General features: G+C 51.5%; 15 protein-coding genes. 7 read left to right on the top strand and 8 right to left on the bottom strand.

From position 1 onward, the window contains the following. Positions 1-61 precede the first annotated feature (61 nt). The 5 genes from D4L85_RS19110 to D4L85_RS19090 form a co-directional block, all read right to left on the bottom strand. Positions 62-955: a hypothetical protein gene (locus D4L85_RS19110; RefSeq protein WP_119755807.1), complete on the bottom strand. Its 894-nt coding sequence runs from the start codon at positions 953-955 to the stop codon at positions 62-64. A gap of 2 nt (positions 956-957) precedes the next feature. Beyond that, positions 958-2,427, bottom strand: a complete 1,470-nt coding sequence (locus D4L85_RS19105) for a RagB/SusD family nutrient uptake outer membrane protein (protein WP_119755806.1) — start codon at positions 2,425-2,427, stop codon at positions 958-960. Positions 2,428-2,445: 18 nt separating this feature from the next. After that, complete coding sequence (locus D4L85_RS19100) at positions 2,446-5,598, bottom strand: SusC/RagA family TonB-linked outer membrane protein (protein ID WP_119755805.1); 3,153 nt, start codon at positions 5,596-5,598, stop codon at positions 2,446-2,448. Positions 5,599-5,851: 253 nt separating this feature from the next. Continuing rightward, positions 5,852-8,563 carry a GH92 family glycosyl hydrolase gene (locus tag D4L85_RS19095; RefSeq protein ID WP_119755804.1) on the bottom strand — a complete coding sequence of 904 codons (2,712 nt, stop codon included), beginning with the start codon at positions 8,561-8,563 and terminating at the stop codon, positions 5,852-5,854. A gap of 156 nt (positions 8,564-8,719) precedes the next feature. Continuing rightward, positions 8,720-9,118, bottom strand: a complete 399-nt coding sequence (locus tag D4L85_RS19090; RefSeq protein ID WP_119755803.1) for a winged helix-turn-helix transcriptional regulator — start codon at positions 9,116-9,118, stop codon at positions 8,720-8,722. A 77-nt stretch (positions 9,119-9,195) separates the two neighbouring features. Here D4L85_RS19090 and D4L85_RS19085 point away from each other — a divergent pair, with 77 nt between their 5' ends. After that, positions 9,196-10,089 (top strand): NAD(P)H-binding protein, encoded by an 894-nt coding sequence (locus tag D4L85_RS19085; protein WP_119755802.1) that lies wholly within the window; start codon positions 9,196-9,198, stop codon positions 10,087-10,089. Between the two features lie 175 nt (positions 10,090-10,264). Here D4L85_RS19085 and D4L85_RS19080 read toward each other — a convergent pair whose 3' ends face one another. Beyond that, on the bottom strand, positions 10,265-12,313 hold the full coding sequence (locus tag D4L85_RS19080) for a HelD family protein (RefSeq protein ID WP_119755801.1): 2,049 nt from the start codon (positions 12,311-12,313) through the stop codon (positions 10,265-10,267). Between the two features lie 280 nt (positions 12,314-12,593). Here D4L85_RS19080 and D4L85_RS19075 point away from each other — a divergent pair, with 280 nt between their 5' ends. Beyond that, entirely contained in the window at positions 12,594-12,791 is a 198-nt protein-coding gene (locus D4L85_RS19075; protein ID WP_073139200.1) for a Sec-independent protein translocase subunit TatA/TatB, read from the top strand. Between the two features lie 203 nt (positions 12,792-12,994). Here the strand turns inward: D4L85_RS19075 and D4L85_RS19070 are convergent, their stop codons facing one another. Further along, the gene (locus D4L85_RS19070) at positions 12,995-13,456 is read right to left on the bottom strand and encodes a response regulator (RefSeq protein ID WP_228450534.1); all 462 of its coding nucleotides are present in this window, start codon (positions 13,454-13,456) and stop codon (positions 12,995-12,997) included. Positions 13,457-13,896: 440 nt separating this feature from the next. On the opposite strand from D4L85_RS19070, the gene D4L85_RS19065 reads away from it, so the two are divergent. The 5 genes from D4L85_RS19065 to D4L85_RS19045 all read left to right on the top strand — a co-directional run bounded on the left by D4L85_RS19065 (position 13,897) and on the right by D4L85_RS19045 (position 21,229). Continuing rightward, the gene (locus D4L85_RS19065) at positions 13,897-14,493 is read left to right on the top strand and encodes an RNA polymerase sigma-70 factor (RefSeq protein WP_160143838.1); all 597 of its coding nucleotides are present in this window, start codon (positions 13,897-13,899) and stop codon (positions 14,491-14,493) included. A gap of 60 nt (positions 14,494-14,553) precedes the next feature. Next, complete coding sequence (locus D4L85_RS19060) at positions 14,554-15,576, top strand: FecR family protein (protein WP_119755798.1); 1,023 nt, start codon at positions 14,554-14,556, stop codon at positions 15,574-15,576. Between the two features lie 30 nt (positions 15,577-15,606). After that, positions 15,607-19,173 (top strand): SusC/RagA family TonB-linked outer membrane protein, encoded by a 3,567-nt coding sequence (locus tag D4L85_RS19055; RefSeq protein ID WP_228450533.1) that lies wholly within the window; start codon positions 15,607-15,609, stop codon positions 19,171-19,173. 4 nt (positions 19,174-19,177) lie between these two features. Beyond that, on the top strand, positions 19,178-20,644 hold the full coding sequence (locus D4L85_RS19050; protein WP_119755797.1) for a RagB/SusD family nutrient uptake outer membrane protein: 1,467 nt from the start codon (positions 19,178-19,180) through the stop codon (positions 20,642-20,644). 180 nt (positions 20,645-20,824) lie between these two features. Next, entirely contained in the window at positions 20,825-21,229 is a 405-nt protein-coding gene (locus D4L85_RS19045) for a hypothetical protein (protein WP_160143837.1), read from the top strand. Positions 21,230-21,255: 26 nt separating this feature from the next. Here D4L85_RS19045 and D4L85_RS19040 read toward each other — a convergent pair whose 3' ends face one another. After that, positions 21,256-21,699 (bottom strand): hypothetical protein, encoded by a 444-nt coding sequence (locus D4L85_RS19040; protein WP_160143836.1) that lies wholly within the window; start codon positions 21,697-21,699, stop codon positions 21,256-21,258. Between the last annotated feature and the right edge of the window lie 291 nt (positions 21,700-21,990).

Raw genomic sequence — 21,990 nt, 5'->3', positions numbered from 1 at the left:
AAATAAAAAAATTCCGGCCGCTGTAGCAGCCGGAATTCTTTTCATCGCAAAACAAGTTCGTTTACTTAGGCTCCGCCGTGTATTGGTAGAGGAATGTTTCATCCGTTCCCAGTCCGAAGATCGAGAGATCGATGTCGATCGACATCTCCAGTTTGTCTACGGTGAGGGTCTGCATCTGGAACGAATCCACTTTCACAGTAGGATCGAACAGGCCGTGGCTTTTGAGGATAAAGTATTTTTCATCGGCGGTGAGATACCATTTGTCATAGATGGTGAAGCCGTCAAACACACAGTCGCCTGCCCCGGTGTCGGCGCCGTAGTTTACGGTGACCGTGCTGTCGGCGTTGAACAGGTAGTAGTTGTCCTTCTCGCAATCTTTCAGGTCTTGTGAATTATCGTTGTCCACCCAAAGCCTGGACGTCCATGCCCACTTTTTGCGGGGGATATTTTCGCGGGGTGTTAACGTGACCACGAGCGTGAGATCGCTGGTCAGCACCTTCCCGGCATCATCCTGCGCTTCGAAGGTGAGCCCAATCAGTTGGTCAACGTCTGTGTCCTGAAGGTTGTACGTAAAGTCGTATTTGGCCTGAAGCCCCGAAGGATCAACGGTGATCACCCCGTTTTGTCCAAAGGTGCCGTCCTTTTGTGCCGCCACGGTTTTGGTAACGGTGAACGACTTCACGGTTCCCATCGTCGACAGGTCTGCGGTGATCACCGCCTGACCGTCCACGAGTTTGCGCGAAAGCAGATATTGGCCATGACCAGGCGCTTTTATGGACACGCCGCCGGCCGTGAGCGGAAGGCCCGGATCGGCAGCGTCCGACTGATAGTCATCTTCACAGGAACCGAGGCTCAAAACCGTGGCCAACAGTATGACGCCGTATGCGATATATTGACGATACACATTCATGGTAGTAGATTTTACGGGTGATGCGGATGTATTTTCCCTGTTCATGATCAATAGTCATTTTGAGGTAAGTTGGGATCGAGATCGCGTTCGCGCTGCGGAATGGGGAACAGGTAATGCTTCGCCTGTGGGATCACGCCGGGTTTTGCCAGCGGCACGAGTTGCTCCAGCTTGCCCGTGCGCACCAGGTCAAACCAACGATGGCCTTCGGCTGCCAGCTCATGTCTTCTCTCGACCAGCACGGCGTCGCGGAAGGCATCCTTGCTCAACCCCGACAGATCCGCCAAGTTCGCCCGGTGGCGCACCAGGTTCACAGCGTCGTGTGCTTCTTGCGACCGGTCTTTTTCGTTCAAGGCTTCGGCATACATCAACAGCACATCCGCATAACGGATCACCGGGAAATCGATGTTGGCTTCGGAGGTGTTGAATTCAGTCGGCACCGTAACGTCCCAATACTTTCTAAAATAATAGCGGCTGAACGGCACGTTGTAAGCAGTTCCCCCCACCGTTTCGCTGAAGCGATTGAACACGGTCACATCGCGGCGTTCGTCGGTGGCATCGTAGCTGTCCACCAGGGCTTGCGTGGGCGCTGTCCATCCCAGCGTGTTGGAGGTGATCCCAGCCGAAGCCAGCTCAGGAGGCAACAAACGCACATGCACTTGCGCCACTTCCCAGAAGCTGAGTGCGCTTCCAGCGGTTCCAAAGCCAACCGAGAAGATGGCTTCTTTCATTCCGCGGTTTGCAATTTTGAAGATGTCTGCAAAATTATCCCACAATTCATATTTACCGGAGTTGATCACTTTCTCGCATTCTGCGATGGCGTTGTCATAGTCTTTACGCGTGAGGTATACTTTTGCTAACAGGGCATGTGCAGCACCGGCTGTGGCGCGTCCTCTTCCATCGGCCTGGTCGGCGGGAAGATTCGTAGCATCGTTGAAATCGGCGAGGATCTGCGTGTAGATCGCATCGACTTCTGCTGCTGGCGGGGTCGTTGAGGTTATGTCGCTCGTCAGCAGCGGGATTCTGCCGAACATGCGCACCAGGTTGAAGTACAACAATCCCCGGAGAAATTTCGCTTCGTTGATGTAGCGTGCTTTCAGCGTTTCGTCCATTTGGATGCCTGGGATCTTGGCGATGGCCACGTTGGCGAGGGAGATCGCTTTATAGTGTTGTTTCCAAATTTCATAAAGCGTCGCATTGTTGGGGTCTTGTGTAAAGGTGGCGAGCTGATCCTGGTCGGGCGATCCCGACTGGAGGTTGATCATCTCGTCGGAAGACAATCCTTCCGTTACCCAGAAGCCTCCAAAATAAACCCCACCAAACGTGTCGCCGCTCTGAGAATTCAAATGCGCATAGATCGCGTTCACGGCCGACAGGGCATTTTCCTCGGTCGTATAAAAATTCGTCGTCGTCTGACGGTCCTTCGGATTCTCTTCCAGGAAGTCCTTACAAGAAACTGACAACAGCGACAACAGGAGGATGGCACCGGCCGTCTTCATATGTATAGTCAATGATTTCATGGTTGTGATCGTTAAATTTTAAAAACCAAGGTTAAGACCCACCAGGTAAGTTTTTGTCAGCGGATAGCGGCCCTGGTCGATACCGGGATAAGCGGTGGCGGTTCCATAGCTGCTGCCTTCCGGATCATAGCCACGGTAGTTAGTGCTGGTGAACAGGTTGGTGGCGCTCACATAGATCCGGAGACTTCTCATACCAAAGCGATCCAACATCATCGAAGGAACGTTGTAGGCGAGGTTCACATTCTTCAACCGGATGTAGGATGCATCTTCGATGAACTTCGAAGAAATGGTGCCCACATCGGCCGTGCGTTTTGCCAACGCGCGGGGATATTCGTTGCTGGGGTTTGTCGGTGTCCAGCGATTCAAGGCTGCATCGGCCAACACGTTGTGCTCGCCGTTCATGTCCTCCAGGAACATCCGGTTCAGGTTGTTCATGTTGTTGCCTTGCGAGGCCTGGAAGAAAAAGTTCAGCGTGAAGTTTTTGAAAGAGAGGGTGTTGTTCAAGCCCCAGGTATACTTCGGCAGCGCATGTCCGATGATAGTGCGGTCCTTGTCGTCGATCACACCGTCAGGCACGATGTCCTTGTATTTCCGGTCGCCGGCTTTGGCCTGGCTTGCTCCGCTTTTTTGGTTGGCAAACACGGCGCTCTTACTGGCTTCTTCATCGGTTTGAAAAATGCCGTCGAACACATAGCCATAGAACGTGCCGATGGGTTGTCCTTCCCGCAAGATCAAGCCGTTGCCCAACTGCACGTCGCTATCGGTGGCCAGCTTGGTCACCTCGTTCTGGTTCATCGAAACGTTGAGCGAGGTGTTCCACTTCAGCGCACTGGAGGGACTGGTGTTCACCGTAGTGATCTCCAGGTCAAAACCTTTGTTTTCAACATTGCCCACGTTCAGATAGGTGGTCTCAAATCCGGTGGTGCTGGAGATCGGGGTGTTCAGCAACAAGTCGTAGGTATATTTTCGATAATACTCGGCCGTCATCTGTATGCGTCCGTCAAAAAAACCGGCGTCAAAGCCTGCGTTGAATTGCCGGGTGGTCTCCCATTTCAGGTTCGGGTTGTTGTAGATCTGCGGCTGGCTGCTGTTGTAGGGCAACACGGTGGTGCCGTTGTTGAAAACCCCTTGACCATAGGAGGCGACAGTAGGAAGCGATTGATACGGATTGATCGCCTGGTTACCGATCGTACCGAGAGAAGCCTTCAGTTTTAAGTCGGACAGGAATTCAATTCCCTGCATAAAAGACTCATCCGACATCCGCCACGCAAATGCGCCGGAGGGGAAGAAGGCATATTTATTCGCGGCCCCAAACTTTGACGAGCCATCCACCCGTCCGGTGACGGTGAACAGGTATTTGTGATTCAGAGAATACTGCGCGCGTCCCAGGTACGACACCATGCTCCATTTGCTTTCGCTGTTGTAGGGAGCCTGCGGGTTCGAGGCGCTACCCAAGTGGTGATATCCCAACTGGTCGTCGGTCCCAAAAACATTGGTGCCGAACGATTCGTTTTGAAATTCCTGCAGGGTGTAGCCCACCACCACGTTCAGGTTGTCTTTTCCACGAAGCTGCTTGTCGTAGGTCAGCGTGTTCTCATTCAGCCAGGTCACACCTTGCAAGGTCGCTTGACCGGCGGCGCCCTTCGCAGCCTGCGCAGCGCGGAGCCACGAGGGCTGAAACATTCTGTCCTTTGAAAACACACCGTCTATGCCAAAGCTGGTCTTGAATACCAGGCCGTCGATGATCTTATATTTCGCTTCTACATTTCCCAAGATCCGGGTGCTGGTGCTCAGGGCTTGCGCGCTTCTTGCCTCAGCCACAGGGTTGCCGGCCACAGTTCCGGTTTGTGCTGCCTGCGCCGGGCCGATGGTGTTCTCATACGTGTACCCTCCTTTTTGTGTGGCATCATACACCGGCAAGATCGGGTTCATGGTCAATGCTTCGCCGATCACACCCGGCGCAATAAATTGAAGACCCGTATTCAACACATTGCCGCGCGTGCTGGAAAGCGATAAGTTGGTTCCTACGCTAAGCTTTTTACTGATCTCGGTGTTGATGTTGGTGCGAAAGGAATACCGGCGAAAGTCGCTGCCGATCACGACGCCGTCCTGATCGAACAATCCACCGGAGATGGCATATTGTGTTTTCTCGGTGCCGCCGGTAAATGACAACTGGTAGTTTTGTATGGGTGCTGTGCGGTAGATCTCCTTCTGCCAATCGGTGCCTGTGCCGAGGTTTTGAGGATCCGTATAGATCAGCGGCAAACCGGCGTTTGACCGGGCCTCGTTCACCAGGCTGCCGAACTGGCTCGCATTGAGCAGGTCGAGTTGCTTCGAAACTTGCTGAACGCCATAATAGCTTTCGAAATTCAGGGCGCTGGTTCCCTTCTTACCACGTTTCGTAGTGATGAGGATCACGCCGTTGGCGCCGCGCGATCCGTAGATCGCCGTCGCGGAGGCATCCTTTAATATTTCGATCGATTCAATGTCGCTGGGGTTGATCGCGGAAAGCGGCCCAATGCGCGGGCCATTAAAACCACCGGCCGTAACATCAGCGGTGCTGCTGTTCACCAACATACCGTCTATAACATAGAGTGGCTCGTTGGCCGCCGTGATCGAACTGGTTCCCCGAATGCGTATGGAGGCTTCCGCACCCGGCTGACCCGAAGTTTGTTGCACTTGTACGCCGGCAGCTCTTCCCTGCAGGGCCTGGTCGAACGATGTGGTGGGAATGGCTTTCAACTCCTCGGCCTTCACCGACGAAACCGAACCCGTGAGGTCCGACTTCTTCACTTCACCATAACCGATCACCACAATTTCCGAAAGCGCTTCCAATGCGGGGGTCATGGTCACGTCGAGACGGGTCTGATTGCCGACGGTGATCTCTTCCGGCGAGAAGCCGATAAATGAAAACACCAGGGTAGCATCCGGACCGGGAACGTTGATCGTATAAAGTCCATCGGCATCCGTCACCGTTCCTTCATTGGTTCCTTTGATGATCACGTTTACCCCCGGCAAAACCTCGCCGTCGGCAGAGGATACTTTACCGGAGATCTTGGTTTGTTGTACTAAAAAAATAGCCGGCGATGAAAAACCGGCCGGGGTTGCGGCCAGAAAGCAGGCTACCGTCAGGAGGAATAGTCCTATGTCGCGGTAAAATTTTTTACTCATAAAAAAGAATTTAGTTGGGCATTAAAGCATGATTCTCGCGTGCGGTCTTTATATGTATGAACATATGAACAAATCAAAATTGAACAAAAAACGATTACGAAAAAAGAATTTTTACTTTTTTTTAAAACGTTTGCATCGAAGGGAATCCTTTTGTCCGAAAAGGGGCAATGCGGTTGCGCGATCCTTGGTATTGACCGTCAATCAGGCCATTCGATCGCTTTCTTGCTGGATTAGGATGGGCGCCACACCCGCGTCAGTTGCCGGAAATCGTTCCCCAATTCTGGTTGGGCTCCTTTCCCAGCCACAATTCCAATTGACCGCCTTGTGCATAGTCGGCATGGCGGATCCAAAATTGCGGGTGGGATTTTCCGTTGAGTGTGGCCTTTTGAATATAGACATTCTCGTCGCTGTTGCCGTGCGTGGTGATCACAAACTGCTTGCCCTTATAATATTTCGGATCGAGTGAAATGGTGATCGTATCAAAAACAGGACTGGTGAGCTCATACACCGGATCGACGGCAGCATTGCCTTGCACGCTGAACAAACCGATGGCCATCAAGGCACTCGTTCCACCCATTTGCCCCTGATCCTCATCGTGCCCGCCATAGCCTAGGTCGGGCGTTGTGCCGCCAAAGGCTTTTTCTTTTACCTGGCGAACCCAGTATTGCGTGAGCCATGGCTTGCCGGCATAGTTGAAAACGTGCGCATTCGAACAGCCGGGTTGATTGGCGTAGCTCACATAACCATCGGTATAGGCGAACACAAAGTTGCTGGGCTCCGCCTTCTCAAAAGCATAATTCAATTTTGCGGCCAGCGAATCTTTTCCGCCCATGAGTTTGGCCAGCCCGGGCAGGTCGTGCGACACCGCCCAAGTGGCTTGCCACGCATTGGCTTCCACCCATCCCCTGCCGCTGAGCGGATCGTCGTGTAGAAAATTTCCCTTTGCATCTTTTGGAAACAGGAGATTCCATTTTGGATTAAAGCATTTTTTCCATCCCGCAGACCGGTCCATAAAAAATGTGTAGTCTTTTTTTCGTCCCAGTTTTTGCGCCATTTGGGCGATGGCCCAGTCTTGAAAAGCCGCTTCGACAGTGATGCCCGCATTGTCTTTCCACCAGCCGTGTTTTGTATAAAATTCAATGTCGGCGGTGCTTCCCAACATGCCACCGGGCAAGTGGTTGCGTTTCACAACCTCGAACGCATGGGCGGGATCAACCTTGGTGAGCATGTTCTTCATGTAGGTGCTGGCGATGAGCATCGTGGTGGGGCTGCTGGTCATAATATAGGAGTAGCCACCGCCGCTCGGCCCGCGGGGAAGCAGGTAGCCGTTGTCGGCATACTGGATCATGGAAGCCGACATCTCATCTTGAACCGACGGCCATGCCAGCCCCCAGAGCACGTTGAGATTCCATTGCGTGAGCCAAAACGCGTCTGAATTATACATGTTGTATTTCAGGTTTCCGTTGGCATCACGTGGCAGCGTTTTCACTTTGAATACGGCGTCGGTGAAGTTGCCATCGCGTTTGCCGGTGGTGCGATCGGGATAATCGCCCGAAACATCGTTGATCTTATGACGGCCCAGCAGCACGTGCCAGAGGTCGGTATAAAATTTCACGCGCTGATCGACGCGGCCGCCCTCTACTTTAATTTTTCCCAGCCAATCGTTCCAGATCTTTTGTGATTCGTTCTTCACCGCGTCAAAATCCCAAGTCGTGCATTCCGTCTCCAGGTTCTTTCGCGCGTTATCGATGCTGGTATAGGAGATGCCAATTTTCATTTGAAGTTGTTCGCCCGCTTTCACGTCGTAGCCTGCAGAGACACCGAGGCTGTCGCCCGACAAGGTGGTGAGGTCTTTCAACCGTCGCGCGCCTTTCCATCCGTTGAGGGTTTGAAAGGGTTTATCAAAACGGATGACGAAATATATTTTTACATCTTTGGGACCACCCCAATAACGCTTCACCGAGCTGAGCGAACCTTCAAATTCGGAAGGGGAAGTCTTCTTCACTTCGGCATTGGCCATGGTGCTGTTGGACAGGTAGCCGCCCAGGTTCGCGAGAATTTGCGTGTTCATATCGCGCGTGAAGCGAAAACGATAGAAGCTGACGCGCTCGGTTGTGGTGAGTTCCGTCCACGTGTCTGCGTCCTGAAGATAGACGCGGTGATAGCCCGGCTGCACGATTTCCTCGTCGTGCGTAAATTTTGATTTCCAGGCGGGTTCTCCCTTTGTGGGATCAACCGAAACCTGCGCCGGCATCACCTCGATGCCCGAGAGCATCCAGCAATGAATTTGTCCGAAGCCCAGGATGTGTTGCTCATTATAATTGTAGCCACCGCCATTTTGATTCTTGTTGCGCGTGTGGGGTGCAGCGCTCACCATGCCGAAAGGCCTGCTGCCGGTGACAAAGAAAAAATACCGGCCGCGGTTGGTCTCTATATACGGGTCGACCATCGACACATAGTCCGTGAACTGCTCCGGCGAGGAAAAGACTTCGATTTCCGAGAACCCGAGGTTTCTACCCGTTCCGTCGGTGGTGATGAACTTTACCCAGCGGACGGTCTTGGTATCAAACGCAATCGCTTTCCCGGTTCCATCATTGGGAAGCTGGTTCACCCAGATGATGCTGCCGTCGCTAAACAGGAGTTTGCCGCCCGCGATGTTCTCGCGCAGGGACGGCCGGTCATACAACACAACCTTGTTGATCTTCTGCTCCGACTTCCATTCCAGTTGGATCCACGGAAAACGAATATATCCCCAATCGGTCGTGTCGCCCACACAAGCCCATTCGCCTTTGCCCGGAATGCGGATCATGCCATCGGCAATGTTCCGGGCATTGAAATCGGCATTAAGTTCGGTGGACGCCGTGATGGTAGCCTGTGACGCAATGTTTCCGGGACCGGCCAGGAGCGGTATGGAAAGGCTGCTCAACGACAGAAGAAATATACCTTTTGACAGGAGATGTCTCATCGAAATGATTTTTTAGGATGTAGATCAGTGGTACAGTTTTTTACCTGACGCAATCCGGAAAAATAACTGATCGCTAAAGATATATATGTATGAACATATGAACAAGTCAAGAGATCCTTTTTTATGTGCTCATTTTTTTATTAAAACGGTCGCTGATTATTCCATAGGAAAATCAGCCATTTGCCGGGAAAACGTTTTTGACAGTTTCCCACTGTTGTGTACTGCCCATTCGGCCATAGCATAAAGCACAGGCCGCAGCGCCTTTCCGGATTTTGACAATTCATAGGTAACGTGCGGCGGCACGGTATCCTTTGCTTTTCGCGTGATCAATCCCTCGCTTTCCAACTGCTTCAGTTGCTGGATCAAAACTTTCTCCGTGATGGTGGGGACCGACCGTTTCAATTCGCTGTAGCGCTTGGTTCCTCCCAGCAAGTTGAACAGGATGATCGGCTTCCAGTAGCCGCCGATCTTTTCCATAACAAAAGTGACCGGGCAGGCGACAAAAGCTCTGCTCTTGTTTTCCTGGATGGTGGAAGTTGCTTTAATGGTGGTCATACATACTATAGGGTAAGTACTTGTACAAAAGTAAGTACAAAGATAGTTTTGCCCATACAACAAAAACAAAAACGAATATGAAAATTACAGTAACGGGTTCCCTGGGGAACATCAGTCGCGTATTGGTAGAAAAATTAGTCGCCCGCGGGCACGAAGTAAAAGTGGTGAGCTCGAATGCCGAGCGTGCGGATGACATCAGAGCGCTTCACGCCATTCCTCTCATCGGTTCCGTTGAAGATTATGCCTTTGTGTCCAAAGCCTTTGAAGGCGCAGATGCCGTATACCTGATGATCCCGCCAAACTTCCGGTCAACCGATCTAAAGCAGTACATCCGCACCGTGGGAGTACAATATGCAAAGGCTATTCACGCCAATGGAATCAAGTATGTCGTGAATTTGAGTAGCATTGGCGCACATGATCCGGACGGCCTGGGGCCGACGGGGCCTAATTATTTTGTTGAACAAAAACTCAATGCGCTCACTGATGTCCATGTGCTGCACCTCCGACCGGGCATGTTCCTCACCAATTTCCTGGGTGTGATCGGCATGGTGAAACATCAAAGCATGCTGGGCAACAATTTTGACGCTTCGGTCACCTTCCCCCTCTCCCACCCGCGCGACATCGCCGAAGTAGCCTTCCAGGCTCTTGATACATTGTCGTTTTCCGGAAAGCAGTTTCGATACATTGTCGGCGATGAAAAGAATGGAGCGGACGTAGCCAAACAATTGGGCAACGCCGTTGGGAAGACGGACGTGCGCTGGGTTGCGTTTTCAGATGAACAGCTATTGAATGCTTTGATACAAAACGGATTCTCAGAACAAATGGCGACCGTATACATGGTCGAGATCGGCATCGCGCTGCGGGATGGAAGCTTTACGGAAGATCTTCGAAAGCATAAAGCACACGTGGCGGGTCAAACTTCCCTGCAGGAATTCGCAAATGAGTTTGCTATGGTCTATCGGTCCAATTGACAAAATCTAAACAACGGGGTCAGCAAAGCTCAACATGTCGTTTCTTACCCTTGAACGGAGGTGGAGAACATAAGCTCCTCCTCCCTTACTACTTTGAAATATTTCGGAGCGAAGAACCTTCAGCGGTCAGGATTCTCGGTACGAATCGCTAACGCTTTGCCATAAAATTTATCTTCTACTTTATGAATGCCGATGGCTCCGCAGCATACGTAAGCGTCAATTGATGCATCGCCCGGGTGCAGGCAATGTAAAGCATGCGCTTGTCAACTTCGGTTTGATAGTTGCGCGCCGAAGCAAAGGGCACGATCACTTCATCGAATTCCAGACCTTTGGCGAGGTGAGCTGTGGTGATGATGATGCCTTCCTTGAAGGAGGTGCTATCGGGTGTGAGCAGGTGTATACCATGCGCCTTCACTTCGCGGTAGACAAACTCGGCTTGCTGGCGCGTCTTACAAATCACGCCCAACGATTTGAAGCCGGATTGCTCGAACTGCTTCACCATCTTTTTGATGGCTTCTATTTCCTCGGCATTGCTGCCAAAACCCGTCACAGCCGGTGGCGCGCCGTGACGCTCCATGGCAATGAGGTTGGGATTGAAGAACAAGCGCTGGGCAAAGGCCGTGATCTCGAAGGTGGACCGGTAGCTTCTGAAAAGTTTTACGGTGTCGGCCTGGGGGAACACTTGTTCGATACCCTCCGCATCGGAAGCGCTATACGGATTGACCTGCTGACTCACATCACCCAAGATCGTCTTCTTGCACTTGAACAATCGCGACAGCACGGCGTATTGCACCGGCGTGTAGTCCTGCATCTCATCCACCAGCAGGTGCTTCACATGGTCGTAGGTCTGCGCGCCCTCCAACCTGATCTTGAAATAGATGAGGGGGAAAACGTCTGCATATTCCAGGTCGCCGTGGGAAGTTCTTTTGAACAGCTCGGGTTGGCCCGACCAGGTGTAGAAGTCCTTGTAGAGATCGAGCACGTTGTTGAATTTCAGCATGCGCGGAATCGCCTCCCAAAGCCGCGCTTTTTCTTGTCCGGATAATTTGCGCTTGGTCTGATTGCGGATGTACTGCTGGATATCCTGGATCACTTCCGGGAAGCGTTTCAACAGGGGAATGCGATGATAGGCTTTGAACCGCTCCAGGATAAACGGGAAGGGCACCACCACTCCGGCGAGGTGCAATTCGGTGGGATCAAAATAATTGTTCTCCACATGAATGAGGTACTGGTTGAGGCGTCTCAAAAATTCGAACGACGATTTTGACCGCACGCGCGCGATGAACGCTTCGTCGTGGTGCTCGAGGAGTGCGGCGACTTGCTGGAAAAAATTCTGGAAACTGTATTTGTTTTCCAACACCTCCATGGCCAATTCTTCCATCTCCATCTCGGGGATCTGCTCTTCGCCCAATTCGGGCAATACGTTGGAGATGAAGTCGGCAAAAACTTTGTTGGGCGAGAGGATGAGAATGTCTTTCGATGCGATGCTCTCGCGAAACCGATAGAGCAGAAACGCGATGCGGTGCAGGGCGATGGAAGTCTTGCCCGAACCCGCCACACCCTGGATGATCATGACCGGCGCGGTCTCATTGCGGATGACGGCATTTTGATCGCGCTGGATGGTGGCGACGATGTTCTTCATCTTGTCGTCGCTGGACTTGCTGAGCTCTTTCTGCAGAATGTCGTCGTGGATGTTGACGGCGTTTTCGATCATGAACTCCATGCGGCCTTGTGCGATCTTGTATTGCCGTTTCAAAACGATCTCGCCTTTCACGGTTCTCGCCGGCGTCGTGTAGGTGGCATCGCCCAATTCAAAATCATAGAACATGGCGGAAATAGGTGCACGCCAATCGTAGATGAGGTTGGTCCGCGCCGTTTCATCAAAAAAGGTATAGATGCCAATGTATACTTCGGTTTTCTCGCTTCCCCCATACGCCTCAAAATCGATGCGACCGAAATAGGGCGACTCGCGAAGCTTCATCAGCTTCCGTTTACGGGCCACGGCCGACTCGCCGGTGAAGGCCATGCGGTCGATGGATTGGCCGGCGGCCACCATGTCGGCCTCGTCCAGGCCGGATTGGTGTTCGTGGATGTACTCTTTATTTTGTCTGAGTTCGGTCGAAAACTGCTTTATACGGTCGTCCACCCGTTGGATGGCAAACATCAGTTTTTCCTTGATCTCTTCCAGGTATTCGCGTTCTTGTTGCTCGGCGGTGAAACTCATTCGTGGCGTGTAAAAACGCAAAGATTCAACAAAAAAAGCCGCAAAAAAACCACCCCTATTCCTTCTAAAGACGGGCCGAATTGCGCACTTTTGTACTATAACTTCACCGTGTCCAAAATCCCCCCGGCCGGCTAAAATCTTTGTTTTTCTGGTTGTTTTGCCCGGATGAAAGTCCCGAGGGGCTTGCCCCGGCAAAGGATCTTGCCTGCGGGAGACGGAAAAGGATCGATCTTTTAATTATTGCACACATAAAACTTTAAACTTTTAACCATTTAAAATTATGCTAAGCGGAATAGGTGCCCAGGAGATCTTACTCATCGGAGTGTTCGTTCTGGTCTTCTTCGGAGGTAAAAAAATTCCTGATTTTATGAAGGGCCTCGGCAAAGGTGTTCGCGAATTCAAGGACGCGATCGGTGACGTGAAGAAAGAAGTCGATAGCGTGAAGAAAGAAGTTCCTAGAATTGATACGGATCTTTAATCGTCTTAAAAAAACTTAATACAAAGCCAGGAGCATCCTCCTGGCTTTTTTTATTCTTCCACAACCCTTTGGCTGTTGGCAGTGCCTGAAGTAAACGGATTGTCCTGGTAAAATAATTTAAGGATTGGGTCCGGCTTAATATTTCATAACGCAAATGCAGCAAATCTTTCCCCACGATGATACTGGAAAGCTGCTTCGTCGCTCTACTTTTCCGAGACGGCCGATGGATTCTGACTGTTGTTCATATTCATCCAATATAAAACGACCTTCGACAGTTGTTCCTCGAAATCGGGAAGCTCGACGGATTTGACCAGGTAGGCGTTGGCGCCTAGCCGCGCGGATTCCACAATGTGGTCGCCTTCGCTCGAAGAGGTGAGGACCACCACGGGGATGTGGCGCATCAATTCGTCGCGTTTTATTATTTTCAATAATTCCAGCCCGCCTACTTTGGGCATTTTGTTATCCAGGAGGATCAGCTTCAGGTCGTTGTATGCTTTGTTTTTGTAGATGAAATCGATCGCTTCCGCGCCATCGCCACAATGGTGGATCCCATCGACGATGTTGATCTTTTTCAATGCGCGTATCGCCAGCCGGGCGTCGTCCAGGTTGTCTTCAATTAATAATACTTCAACCATACCGGGATCTTTGAAACCAATTCTTAGCATAACGGCTTTCGCCTGGGGATTGTTTTTTTGAATAGGTTAAATAATGGCCATCATTGCTCCTTATGTTCAGCCACCGCGAACGTTTAGGCCGCGGGTGAACCTATTCCCGTTTAAATATAAAAAATGAAATCGTAAAAAATGTGCTGCCCCACCATATCCAGGATGTCCCCAAGCCGTGCTAAGTTTTTGTTACGGTTCCGGTCCCGGATTTCGCCAATACAAAAAACTCCCTATTTTTGTGTGAATCGTTCATGATCGGTATCTGGCAGAACAACGGATCGGCCGTCCTGGACGTCACCCTGGGACATGCCCGGTGTCTACAAAAATGTGACAGGTTACCTTTTTAATCAATCTCCCGTTGAGCCCCCCGGAAAAATCATGGCTGCCCTGAAAATAACCATTGCGGCCAGGAGGATGGATTCTTAAACGTCGTGAATGCCATGAAAGAGGTGTCCGAACCTATCGATACCGACCTGATCGCCCGTATCAAAAAAGGTGATGCCAAAAGTCTGGAGCTCTTGTTCCGGAGGCTTTACCCCAACCTGTGCGCCTATGCCCGCAAGTTTTTGAACGATGCCGTCGAAGCCGAAGAGATCGTACAGGATCTGTTTTCCACCCTTTGGGAAGACCGCCACAAACTTGACGAACAGCAGTCCCTTTCCTCCTATTTGTTCACGTCCGTAAAGAATCGCTGTCTCAATTTCCTCATCTTACAGAAACGGAAAACAAAGCACGCCGACCTGATGCGCTTTCTCTACGTGCAGGAAGTTTCCGGCGAGGCCGCCCACTCCTATCATGCCCTGCTGGCCAAAGACCTGGAAAAAGATTTCCATACGGCCATGGAAGATCTCCCCACCGAATGCCGGAAAATCTTTGAATTGAGCCGCCAGGAAGGACTTAAATACCAGGAAATCGCTCTAAAACTTAACATTTCAATAAAGACGGTGGAGACCCAAATGTCCCGGGCGCTGGCCAAACTGCGTCTTCAGCTCCGCGAGCACATCGCCCTGGTCTTGCTGCTGGCCTTTTTCAAATAAAAAAATTTTCGGGGGTTGTCGGGGTAAGGGCTAAGTTTATTGTATTAGCCACCGAAGCCTATGAACGAAGAAGCCCCACAACCGATCCAGGAGGTTATTACACGATTTTTGGAAGGCCATGCCTCCGAAGAAGATGTTGAAATATTGTACGCCTGGCTACAGGAAAGCGAAGCCCATCGCAATTATTTCCATGAAATGAACAACACCTACCAGGCCTCGGTCACGTTGGCCCGGTATAATCAACCCAAGATCAACGCCGCGTGGGAGCAATTGGCACAGGACATTCAAGCTTCCGGCCGGACGGTGGAGCACCCAGCGCTAAAACCTCATCCCAAATCATCATTCTTTTTAAAGATCGCCGCGTCCGTCACCTTGCTGGCCGTGGCCGGCACCTTCCTCTATATATTGTATCTGTTGTCCACAGAATTCGCAGCCAAGCAAAGCACGCTGGTTTATAATGCCGGCGAAAACAACATGCGCATTCTTTTGCCCGACAGCTCTTTTGTTTGGCTCAACCGGCATAGCACCCTGGAGTATGCTCCGTCTTTCGGAACCACCAACCGCGAAGTGCACTTGAAAGGCGAGGCTTTTTTTGATGTGCGAAAAAACAAGAAACAGCCTTTCATTGTCAAAGCCGAAAACATCCAGGTGCTCGTGCGCGGAACAAAGTTCAACGTGCAAGCCTACACAGCCGAACCCTCTATAAAGACAACGCTCGAGGAAGGCAAGATCGAATTGTATGTGAGCGGCATGGCCTCTCATTTTGTGATGCGACCGGGCGATCAGATCACGCTCGACACCGAGGCCAACAAAGTCTCCCGCAGAAAGGTGAACCCCGCCGATTTCTCGGCCTGGAAAGAAGAACAACTCGCGTTTGATAGCACTCCCCTACGTGATATCATACTCCAACTGGAGAACCGCTATAAAGTGAACATCGTGGCCGACTCAACGGTAGCCCTGGATGAACGCATGTCGATCACCATCGAGAACGAAACGCTGGAAGAGGTGCTTGGCCTCATCCAGGATGTTTCCACCATCCGGGCCAGAAGAGACGGAAAGAACATCATCCTGACGAACAACTAACGCAACCTAACAACACTAACTATTTACCCTATGGAGATTAACTACCGAGAGAACAGGAAACCGGGGAACGGATTCAGGCGTGGCGTGCTGCTGGGCATGGCCTTGCTCATGACCTTCCTGGTGAGAGAGGTTCAGGCAAATCCCAACGGCGGCGCCCCTACCGCGGCCGTGATTGAACTGAATCTGAAAAACACGCCGCTGAAGAAGGCCCTGAAAGAGATCGAACGCCAGACCAACTATCATTTCGTGGTGAACGACAGCCAACTCCAGGATATTCAAAAAGAAGTGACCATCTATATCCGGTCGCAAAATATCGAAGAAGTGTTGAGCATACTGCTCACCGGCACGAACGTGACCTATCGCATCAAAAAGAAACAGATCACGCTGACGGCCGCCACACCGCACGAGAAACCCGCGGGTGTGCTCACCGCCTCTGCAAAAACACGCCCGACGGGTGTCGCTTGGGTGGCCAATCAACCGTTGTTTGTGTTTGAGCAGCCTAGCATGATGGCCACGGTGGTTACCGGCACGGTGAAAGATGAATTCGGAAATTCTCTTCCCGGTGTGAACGTGGTGGTGAAAGGCACCACCATCGGTGCAGTGACCGATGCCGATGGTAATTTTTCGTTGTCCGTGCCCAACGACAACGCTGTGTTGGTGTTCACGTTTATCGGGTACCTCTCGCAGGAAGTTGTCCTCAACAATCAGACTACTTTGAGTATTCAGATGGAACCCGATGCCAAGACATTGTCGGAAGTCGTCGTGGTGGGTTATGGCACACAAGAGAAGAAAGATGTTACGGGATCCGTGTCTGTTGTGAAGGGCTCTGATTTCGAGAACCTGCCTTCCGGTGGTGCGCAGCAAGCGCTCCAGGGACGTGCCGCAGGTGTTAACGTGGTGCGCAACGGTGGTGCGCCGGGCAATGCGGGATCTATCCGCATCCGGGGTCTCGGAACGGTGAACAATGCCGATCCTTTGATCGTCATCGACGGTGTGCCTGCCGGATCGATGAACGATGTGAATCCTAACGACATCGAATCGATGGACGTACTGAAAGATGCTTCCGCTTCCGCCATCTATGGTACCCGCGCGGCAAACGGCGTGGTGCTCATCACGACCAAGCGCGGCAAGTTTGACGACAAGTTAAAGTTTACGCTCAATGCGTACACGGGCATTGGGGCACTCGACGGCAGGGGGATTCACCTGGGTGACGGTTCCCGCCGCATCAAAACAATCGACGTATTGGATGCGCCCACCTACACACAATTGAAGCAAGAGGCCTACACCAACGATACGCCCGATGGTTCCACCATCCCGGCCATCTGGAAAGATCCGCAGTATCAAACCCAGAAGACCAATTGGCAAGACGAAGTTTTCAGGCAAGGAAACACCAGCAACATTGATCTCTCTATCCGCGGCGGGGGCAAATATTCTTCGTTCGCCATCTCCGGCGGAAAATATGACGAAACGGGCATTATTGGAAAATCGTACTACAAGCGATACACCTTCCGCATCAACAGCGATCATAAGATCGGCGAAAAACTGAAAATCGGTCAAAGCCTGCAGTTCACCAACACCAACAGCAACAGCGACATCAGCGCCAACGCGCCCAACGCGCCGTCGGCACAAACCGGTCTGTTGTGGAGCGCCATTCGCTTTCATCCTGGCTTACCCGTAAAAAATCCCGATGGCAAGTACAGCTCGAGTATTCCCGGTTTTGGTGACATCAACAACCCGTTGTACACCATCGATGTGCAGGACGTGAACTACACACGCAATCGTATTTTAGGTAGCGTTACAGGTGAATATGAAATCATGAAAGGCCTGAAGGCGAAAGCCAACCTGGCGATGGATGCGTCATTCCTGGATTCGCACAACTTTGAAGTGAAGGTAGACGACCAATACCGGCAAACCAACTACAACCAGTTGACGTTGACCAACGAAAAGTATTGGGCATTTTTGCAAGAGTATTTCCTGTCTTATAACAAGGAGTTTGGCGAACACCAGATCGGCGCCGTGGCGGGTTATACCTCACAGACCTTTAAAGACATTTATTCGAGGGAAGTCGGACGCGAATTTCCCAGTGAAGAGCCGAGCCTGCGCTATATGTCACAAGCCGGAACGATTGTCAACCTCGGGGCTGACAACGGTGGCCGTACTTACGATGCATTACAATCGGCGTTCGGTCGCGTGAACTACGCGTTCAAAGATCGTTACCTGCTTACCGCAACATTCCGCGCCGATGGTTCGTCGCGATTCGCCAGTGGATACCGCTGGGGTTATTTCCCCGCCTTCTCTTTGGGCTGGCGTTTGTCGGAAGAAACCTTCATCAAAAATGCATTGCCATTCGTCAGCAACCTGAAGCTGACCGGAGGCTGGGGACAATTGGGTAATCAGAATGTTGCCTCGTTGCAATACCTTGCCCTGATCCGCAACGGCGGAACGTATAACAACTATGCGTTGGGTTCTGATCCGCAAAGCCAGATCAAAGGTTCCGCGCAAGCGCGCATTCCCAACCCTTACATGGGATGGGAAACCGCCGAGATGACCAACATCGGACTTGATGCCGGCGTGCTCGAAAACCGCCTGCTCTTTACTTTGGCTTACTTCATCAAAGACACAAAGAAAATGTTGCTGTCGCCGCCTTCGCTGGGAACCCTGGGCAAAGCGTCCATCCCGGACCAAAACGTTGGCCAGATGCGCAACAAAGGTCTCGAAGTGGAAGTATCGTACCGGAAAACAACCGGCGACCTGACGTATACCCTCAGCGGTAACGCCACCTTCATCAAGAACACCGTAACCCAATTGCTCACGCCGGGCAGCTTCCTGGCGTCGCAAACGTATGGCCGCACCGATCAGGAGATCACCCGCACATATGTGGGCAATCCCTATGGAACGTTCTACGGCTGGCGTGCTGATGGCCTCTACCAAAATCAATCGCAGATCGACAGTGATCCCAACATTGCCAAAGACAGCCGCCGGACTGATGGTCTCATTCACCCCGGTGATGTCCGTTTCGTAGATCAGAATGGCGACGGTGTGATCGATGACAAAGACCGCGTGATCCTGGGCAACCCCAACCCGAAGATGACCTATGGTATCAATGCCGGCTTGGGCTACAAGGGATTTGATTTGAACCTGTTCTTCCTGGGCGTAGCGGGTGTTGACCTCTACAATGCAGACCGGATGCAGGGCCTCAATGCTGCCTATTCGTTCAACATGTATCAGGAAGCCACCGGCCGCTGGCACGGCGATGGAACCAGCAACAACATTCCGCGCATGACTGCCACGGACCCCAACCTGAACTTCCGCACATCGAACCTGTTTGTGGAAAGCGGTGCGTTTTTCCGCTTGAAAAACATCACGCTGGGCTACACGCTTCCCCGGACGCTAACAGAAACCCTCCGTCTCTCGTCGGCCCGCTTCTATGTATCCGGACAAAATGTGTTCACCATCACGAAATACAAAGGTCTTAACCCGGAATTGGGCTATGCCGAAGGAAGCCGTTCGTCCGGCCAATACACGCAAGTGAATGTTGACTATGCGCAATATCCTTTGTCAAGAACGTTTACCATCGGTGCAACCCTGACTTTTTAATCCTATGAAAAAGAACAACGTATCCATAACGAAAATAATAGGCGCTACAGGATTGTGCTGTTTCGTACTCCTGAGCGCATGCCAGGAAAACTTGCTCGACTCCACGCCCTATGGCCAGATCACTTCCAATCAGTTCTGGCGCAACGGCGACGACGTATTAGCGGCTACCAACGCCATCTACACGCCTTTGCTGGATGAAGACGGTTTTGCACATACCGAGTACACCTTCGACAACAGCTCGGACGACATGGTCCGCGCCGGTGACCACGGTGATGCCGAAGCACAGTTGGAGCTCTTTACTTTCAACGCGTCCAACACGCACATCCTCAACACGTGGTCGACCAAATACGAGGTGATCCAACGCGCCAACGCCGTGCTGATGAACGCACCGAAAGTGACCATGGACGAAGCGCTGCGTACGCGCTGCATGGGTGAGGCCTATTTTCTGAGAGGCTTTGCTTACTGGCGATTGTCCGTCATCTGGGGTGAAGTGCCCATCATACTCGAAGCCGATGTGGTGGCCAACAATTTCAACAAAGACAAGTCGGCGCTGGACGCCGTGCGGGCACAAGCCGAAGCGGACTTTCAGAATGCTGCGAACATGCTCCCCGCTTCCTATTCGGGCGAAGACCTGGGCCGTGTGACCAAAGGATCGGCTTATGGTTTTCTCACCAAGCTGTATGTTTACGAAGAGCAATGGGCCAAAGCCATTGCCGCCGGAACCAACATCACCAACAGCGCGACGTATAAATTGGCCGACAACTTTTCGGACAACTTCCAACTCGCCACCGAAAACAATCCCGAAGTACTCTACGGCTTGCAATACGAAGGCGGATGGACAACCGATGATTCTCCCGCGTTCTATCACACGCCTGGTGGCTTGGGTGGCTGGGGCTTCCACGAACCTATCCAGGACCTCGTAGACGAATTTGAGCCAAACGATCCGCGTTTGGGTTATTCCATCTTCAGCCCTGGCGATCAGGTCCAGATCACCAAAGACAGCATCCATCCATTTGAAGTCGGCGATACCCGTCTCACGGGATACGCCTTCCGCAAATACACCAACTTCACCGCCGCCGGCGACATGAGCCAAAGCTTGAATGCGCCCTGGCTGCGTTCGGCTGACGTATATTTGCTGGTGGCCGAAGCCAAGATCCGCTCGGGTCAAAACGGCGATGCCGAATTGAACGCCGTACGTGAACGTGTAGGCCTTTCGCCAAAAAGCGGAGCTGTTATGGCCGACATCATGCACGAACGCCGTGTGGAATTGGCCGGCGAAAACGACCGTCACCAGGATTTGATGCGCTGGGACAAAGCAGGACTCGTCGACATCGTAACACTCTATGCGCAAGACCGTGGTCCCTACAAACCGGGCCGGACATTTGTGCGTCCTAAACATTACTATTACCCCCTGCCGCAACGTGAAGTCGATTTGAGCGCAGGTACATTAACACAAAATTCTAATTACTGATAAACGCATGATTTCATTTGTCCGTCACGCTCGGGCAAATTGAAAATGGAGCCCGCAAAGGGATTAGTGAAAAGGCAAGGCGTGTGAAACAGTCATAAGGCAGGCGCTGGTGAGCTCTGCGGGATATTTATTCCGTATCTTACCGGCGCCTGTCTTATGCGCCTTTTTAAAGTTATTGCTATGAATGTAAAAATTGTCCCTCTCGTCTTTGTTGTGCTCCTGGCTTGTTGTGCTCCCGATAAACGTGAACTGCTTCAGGGGTCATGGAAAATAGATTCTGTTTATAGTTTTTACAATGGCTTCGGTTATACGCGAACCGACACCGAAGAAGAACCCCTTCAGCATTACCAACCCGATGGCAGGCTTCGGATGACGCGGGAAGCTGAATTTCGTTTCTTCTTTTATGAGATGCCTGCCTCCGATACGCTGGTACACCGTAGTTTGGATAAAAAGATGTTGTCAAAATATCAGGTCGTAAAGCTTGATCAGGAGCATATGGTGTTGCGAAAGGAGATGCAGCCGGTATTTCCGGGGAAGGGGCAGGTGCGGTATGAGTTGAAGTATTTTTCGAGAATTAAAGAGTAGGTTGGACGGCACTGCTATGCGAATGATCACTGCTCATTATACTCATGGATCAGCAACACCGCCCTCAGGTATTTATCGATATCGCTATTCTTTACATGATGTCGCTTGAAAAACGCGGTCATGTCCTCAAGCTCTGATAAGGCTCCATTGTTCTCAATTTTCCAGCCGTTGGAGTCGACGATAAGAACGAAGCGACGTGCGCGACCAATCAAAACACCCACGGTGTAAATGCCGATTGGGTCATCGCCTAGCAACTTGGTTGAAAGCATATCATTACCATATATGGTCTTGAGGCACTTTTCTACACTTTTGTCCTTTTCAAAATATCCCCGTTCCTTAAAAAAATTCACAAGAGACAAACTAATACTATCCAGTCTTTCTTTAGCCATCCGGTCCTGTGCATGGGTATCCACGTGATGCAACGTAAGACAAGAAAATACCAGAAGGATCAGGCTCATTGAATTCTTCATGTTAGTCTTTTTTAGGGTTCTCTTTTTTATTGTTCTGGTGGGAAGCAACATACACCATCCTCCCACCGGTTATTGTAGATCATCACCTTTACAATATCCCCCACAATCCGAAGTTTGCGCGACGATTTGAGATAAGTATGTCCTACGATAACAAATTCCGGCCTGGATGGTTTGCCGTCGTTGTGGTTAGGATGGCGTGGGTGTCGTCAGGATGTATCGCCACGACTTGTTGTTGGTGAAGAACACCAACAACGGCGGAGAACACTAACAACGGCGGACGCAACGGCGGAG

It is taken from the genome of Chryseolinea soli (assembly GCF_003589925.1).
In the GTDB taxonomy this organism is placed as follows: domain Bacteria; phylum Bacteroidota; class Bacteroidia; order Cytophagales; family Cyclobacteriaceae; genus Chryseolinea; species Chryseolinea soli.
Note: the sequence above shows the minus strand (reverse complement) of the source record. Positions and strands in the feature narration are given on the sequence as shown.